The sequence below is a fragment of the Paraglaciecola sp. genome, assembly GCF_030730205.1.
In the GTDB taxonomy this organism is placed as follows: Bacteria; Pseudomonadota; Gammaproteobacteria; order Enterobacterales; family Alteromonadaceae; genus Paraglaciecola.
In genome coordinates, this window is sequence record NZ_JANQVQ010000035.1 from 1 (window position 1) to 5,570 (window position 5,570).

Annotated in this window: 4 protein-coding genes; 3 read left to right on the forward strand and 1 reads right to left on the reverse strand. The window is 41.8% G+C overall.

From position 1 onward, the window contains the following. The coding region (locus tag NWQ57_RS03635) for a hypothetical protein (RefSeq protein WP_306020699.1) at positions 1–207 on the reverse strand (207 nt) is incomplete at its 3' end. A 220-nt stretch (positions 208–427) separates the two neighbouring features. On the opposite strand from NWQ57_RS03635, the gene NWQ57_RS03640 reads away from it, so the two are divergent. The 3 genes from NWQ57_RS03640 (at position 428) to NWQ57_RS03650 (ending at position 5,482) form a co-directional block, all read left to right on the forward strand. Next, complete coding sequence (locus NWQ57_RS03640) at positions 428–1,024, forward strand: hypothetical protein (protein WP_306020701.1); 597 nt, start codon at positions 428–430, stop codon at positions 1,022–1,024. A gap of 132 nt (positions 1,025–1,156) precedes the next feature. After that, positions 1,157–4,951, forward strand: coding sequence for a M4 family metallopeptidase (locus NWQ57_RS03645; RefSeq protein WP_306020703.1), 3,795 nt, complete (start codon positions 1,157–1,159; stop codon positions 4,949–4,951). A gap of 75 nt (positions 4,952–5,026) precedes the next feature. Continuing rightward, on the forward strand, positions 5,027–5,482 hold the full coding sequence (locus tag NWQ57_RS03650) for a hypothetical protein (RefSeq protein WP_306020704.1): 456 nt from the start codon (positions 5,027–5,029) through the stop codon (positions 5,480–5,482). The last annotated feature ends 88 nt before the right edge of the window (positions 5,483–5,570 follow it).

Genomic DNA, 5,570 nt, shown 5'->3' on the forward strand with positions numbered 1-5,570 from the left:
GTTTGGATTGACGGATTCTTTTGCAAAACTGGCGTGACTCCCAAACAAAAAACCAAGAACGATTAGATAGTTAAAATACGTTTTAAGCATGTGAAGGCAATTGGGTTCAATTAAGCGTAAGGCAATGTTACCCGGTAATATTCTGCCGATGAAGCTTTTGTTTAAATCTGTATCAAAAACGTTACATCCCACAAATGAGCTGTACATTTATTGCTCATATTGTTCAATAAATGACTTGCCATTCGCTTTAAGATTGTTATAAATGGATGGACACTTTTATTTTCGTGTTCATAAACAAAATAATAATTGACAGAAACTCAACAATTTAATGCAGTCTCATGAACTCTAAGCCTCGTTAGTTGGAGGCGTTTCATCAGTTTAAATTGCAGGTTAAAAATACTACCTCAATAATAAAAATGGAGTTTACATGAAGCTACTTAAAAACCTCGTCCTGACTGCTTGCCTATTAACAAGCAGCATCGCCAACGCAAGTCTCATGTTTTGGCTAGAACCCTCTCAACAGACCAACTTAAATCCAGGTGATAATATATCAATGACACTCATGGTTGAAGGATTAGGAAATTATGCTCCTGATTCTCTAAGTACATTTGACATAGACCTTTCCTTTGACAAAAGTGTTTTAGAATTTACTAGCTATTCATTTTTTGACTTTTTAGGCGAGGTCGGCTTCGATGCTTTTGACTTCAGTCTTGGCTTGAACATTGATGAAAACACATTAAATTTATATGTAATCAGTATTTTATTGCCAGAACAATTAGATGACCTTCAACCAAGTATGTTTGCCTTAGCTGAAATATTTTTTAATGTTGTTTCAACGACTTCAGGAGAAAGCTCTGACTTGTCTTTAACTGTATGGGATGCGACTAATACCGCCAACGGTTTGTCTTTTGATTTAACAGACGCAACAATTACTGATGCTACGGTAACGGTTCCTGCACCAGCCTCTCTATCCTTTTTTGGTCTCGCAATGATTGCGTTGTTGACGAGAAAAAAACACGTTTAAAGTACTTAAGATCTCAAAACACGGATTAATCAACTGGCCAAATCAAGCAATGATTGCTTGATATTGTCTAATGAAAGTCTGTCATACTTTTTTAAACCACACGAGTATGACAGTAAACACAAGGAAATTCACATGCGACATGTTAGTAAACTTGTAGTACTTATTTCAGCTATTTTAAATACGAATGCAGCTATTGGTCAAACCACCAAAGGAACTGAAAAGCTGCTGACAGACACCGCTGGTAGAGCACAAATCAGTATTGATAAGCACTCAGGTAACGCTCGATTTATCAAGCTTTCGCCCAATCCTCAACTAAGTAGTTTGCGATCAGGAAGTCCCGCCAAAGTTGATATTAACAATACTTCTATCGATTTTTTAAAAACCTATGGCAGTGCATTTGGAATACAGAATGTCGATTCTGAATTGGTTATTGTCGGTTCTAAACAACATAAAACGGGTATTCAACATAGTATTTTTAAACAAACCTATAAAGGTTTGCCGGTGTTTGGCGGTGAAATTCGGACCCACTTTAATAGCAATGATGAAATGATAGCGGCCAACGGCACATTTTTATCGGATATTAAAGCCCCGACTACACCGACATTGAGCGAACCATTAGCGAGAAAAATTGCTATTCAACAGGTTGAAAGAGATCCCACCATACAGCTTAATGCTGAAACATTAAAAAATGCCGGAAATAAAGAAGAAAAACGATTAAAAGGCGTTAATCTTAAAGCAAGTCAGCTTACCTTAATGGTTTTCAGAGCAGGGCTATTAAAAGGGGCTCCTGGCGCAGACCACTTAGTCTATGAAGTAGAAATTACTAATAATGCAGGCAGTGTAAGAGAGTTTGTTTATGTTGATGCTCTTTCTGGTTCAATTATAGACCAAATTACCGGTATTCATGATGCATTAAACAGAAGAGCCTATGACGCGGAAGGCGCAGCTCACCCTGGTCCAAATTATCCTGCCTCGCCATACTGGGTAGAAGGTGACCCCCTTCCCACGCCTATAGTTGAAGCTAACAACATGATTTACGCTTCAGCTGAAACCTTTGACTTTTTCTTTAATGCTTACGGACGAAATTCTTTTGACAATGCTGGCGCTACCATGGATGCAATTTTTAATCGAGGTGATCAGTGCCCAAATGCTTCTTGGAACGGCGTTTACATTTCGTTTTGTCCGGGTTTAACCAGTGATGATGTCACCGCGCATGAGTGGGGTCACGCCTATACAGAATATACTAATAATTTAATATACCAGTGGCAGTCTGGCGCCCTTAATGAATCCTACTCTGATATCTGGGGAGAGACTGTTGATCGCATTAATGGACGTGATGATATTAGCGCTCCTGATACACCTCGTACTGCTGGCAGTTGCTCTGTCTATGGAGCGGGCTCTCCTAATATTGATGACAGTGTCAGATGGTTAATGGGCGAGGATACCACAGGATTTGGCGGTGCAATCCGTGATATGTGGACCCCTACCTGTTACGGCGACCCGGGTAAAGTCACTGATGCGGAATATTTCTGTAGCTCCGCAGACTCAGGTGGTGTGCATTCCAACTCAGGTGTTCCCAACCATGCCTACGCATTAATGGTAGATGGTGGCTCATATAACGGATACTCCGGTTCAGGACTCGGCTTAACAAAAGCTGCCCACATCCATTGGACCGCACAAAATATTTTAACAAGCTCAAGCAATTTTGCAGATCATGCTGATGCATTAGAAACAGCATGTAATGTCCTTGTTGGCACTGACCTAAGCGACTTGTTAAATGGGCAGCCTACAGGTGAAATAATTTCGACGGCTAATTGTCAAGAAGTAGTTGAGATTATTGATGCCGTCGAACTACGTACACCTCCGGCTCAGTGCGGATTTGAGCCTATCCTTGCTACGAATGCGCCAGCCCTATGTGACAATTTAGGCACAGTACAAACGTTCTTTAGTGAAGATTTTGAAAGCAATAATCTGCCTATTGGTTGGTCTGTAAGCCAACATGACGTTGCAAATACTGGTACCTTTGACAGCCCCGGCTGGGAAATTGTTAGTAATTTACCCACAGGTAATCTAGGTAATTATGCTGCATTTGGCCCCGACCTAGTGGCAGGCAACTGTGCAGATGATACTGAAGCTGGTGCTATTGCGTTGGATAGTCCAGTAATAGCACTTCCACTAAACGAAGTACCGCATGTTGCATTCACCCATTGGGTAGCAACAGAAGCCGGTTGGGATGGTGGCAATCTCAAAATTAGTGTTAATGGCGGTCCATTCACAGTTGTACCTAGCGAGGCCTATTCATTTAACGCTTATAACGGCGCCTTAAATCCCAGTGATAATCCACTAGGGGGTGAAGAGGCGTTTACTGGTACAAATGAAGGCGGATTGACAGGTAGTTGGGGACAATCACAAGTTGATCTGTATGGTTTAGCCTTACCTGGAGATAATATTCAGCTTCGTTTTGATCTTGGCACGGACGGCTGTAACGGTGTGAAAGGTTGGTATATCGATGATGTACAAGCCTATTCATGTTCAGCCGAATTACCCCCAGTATGTGGTGACGGTGAACTTGCTCTTGGCGAAATGTGTGACGACGGCAACTCTGCAAGTGGCGATGGTTGCTCTAGTAGTTGCCAAGTAGAAAGTGGCTTTGTCTGTACAAGCCCTCAGGGACCGACTGACAGTACTAATATTGTGGCAGACTGGAGCTTTGAAGGTGGCGTACCTAACGCTGATTGGTTGGCAAGTTCAAGTTTCACAGGTGTTGCAGGCTTCCCATTATGTGGTCCAGGTAATAGTTGTCCCGCAGCATCTTTGGCAGCAAGCGGTAGCTGGCTAGTTTGGATTGGTGGATTGGCAGACGGAGTAACAAGTAGTGTTGCGCAAGAATTTACCATCCCTGCAGCTGCCACTGAGCTTACAGTCAAAACATGGCGTGGACTATGTGGTACGCCTGAAGAGTCGATACAAATTACCATTGATGGAATAGAAATAGGTTCAGTAGAATGTGACAATGTTGACAGTAATTTTGTCGAAAACACATTCTCTATTGCACCTTTTAATGATGGGCAAAGTCATACGCTTGAAATTGGAGGCAGTGTTGGGGGGATAAACGGCAATACTAATTTCTTTATTGATGATGTAGTTATTCAAGATAATACCGCAAAACCAGGAAGTCCAAGCGTTTGTACTGCGGTAATTACCGATATCGCGTGTAACACTGCTCCTTTGGGTTTTGATCAAGGTATCCCCACTACTTGGAATGTGGTAGACAATGAGGGTACAGGTATTGTGTGGACAAACATTGAGGCATCAGGCATTGGGGGTAACTACACTGGCGGAACTGGCAACGCAGCTTCTGTTTCAAGTGACGCATCTCCTGGGGAATACAATACAGAGCTTCATAGTAACTCATTTAGCCTTGTAGGTTGGACGACGGCACAAGTAGAGTATTTGGTGAACTATCAGAACTACTCTGCTGCTGAATTACTTAATGTAGATATAACCATTGATGGAGGAAATACCTGGAGCACATTGTTGAGTTGGGTTGAGGATCATCCAACGGGTGGATTGTTTACCTCTCCCGGAGAAGCCGTTTCTTTAGATTTATCAGCTTACATAGGTGAAGAAAATGTCCAATTACGCTGGCATTATTTTAATCCCAATACAGGCGATTGGGATTGGTATGCACAAGTAGACGACGTTTCTTTGGTATGCGACGATCAGCCTCAGGCACTTCAATGTGATATTAATGAAGATGGTTTTGTTGATATTAACGATATCAGGCTAATCGCTGGTGCTAGAAATCAACCAGCGGAACCAGGTGATCCGCGAGACAATGATGGAAATGGAATCATTAATGCTTCTGATGCTCGTCAGTGTACATTACTGTGCTCATCGCCACGTTGTGCGCCGCAAGCGCCCTAATCAGTAAGCCACTCAGTTAGTAACCCAAGAAGCTCGGCAAAACCCGAGCTTCTTTTTATTTAGGAGAAAATACTAATGATAAAGTTTTGGTTTTTATTGGTCGCTGTACTAGCGGGATTAATTGGCTGTAGTTCTGATCTTAAAGAAGAAACAAGTACGCTAAAACTTCCTAGTGAATCAGTTGAAAGCCCCTTAGTTTTGGCTAAACAAGATGTACAGAAAACCATAGATTTACGAGCCAATGATGCTAGGCAATTTCAAGATATAACGCTGCAATTGCTGTCAATAGAAGACTCGCGATGTCCAACTGGCGTTACATGTATTTGGGCGGGACAACTCACCGTAAAAATTAAATTAACCGACCTTCACGGAAATGTTGAAGAGATAGAATTAATACGCAAACGTGAGCCGGAAACCGTTTCAGCTTTAGGCTTGAGCTTGCTTCTTTGGGGTGTAGAACCTCATCCCAAAAAAGATAAAATCATAGAATTCTCTAATCAAGTTGCTCGTATTCAGATAACAAAAAACTAATACTGTTATCTTGTGTTGGCGAGCTGTTTTTATATTTTATTCCGTAGCTTTAATTCTTAAAAAACTCGCGAAACGGGGCACGCCTTTT

What these genes read in the sequence shown, in the direction of transcription:
- NWQ57_RS03640 (WP_306020701.1), top strand. Translation starts at nt 428, where the DNA reads ATGAAGCTACTTAAAAACCTCGTCCTGACTGCTTGCCTATTAACAAGC.
- NWQ57_RS03645 (WP_306020703.1), top strand. Translation starts at nt 1,157, where the DNA reads ATGCGACATGTTAGTAAACTTGTAGTACTTATTTCAGCTATTTTAAAT.
- NWQ57_RS03650 (WP_306020704.1), top strand. Translation starts at nt 5,027, where the DNA reads ATGATAAAGTTTTGGTTTTTATTGGTCGCTGTACTAGCGGGATTAATT.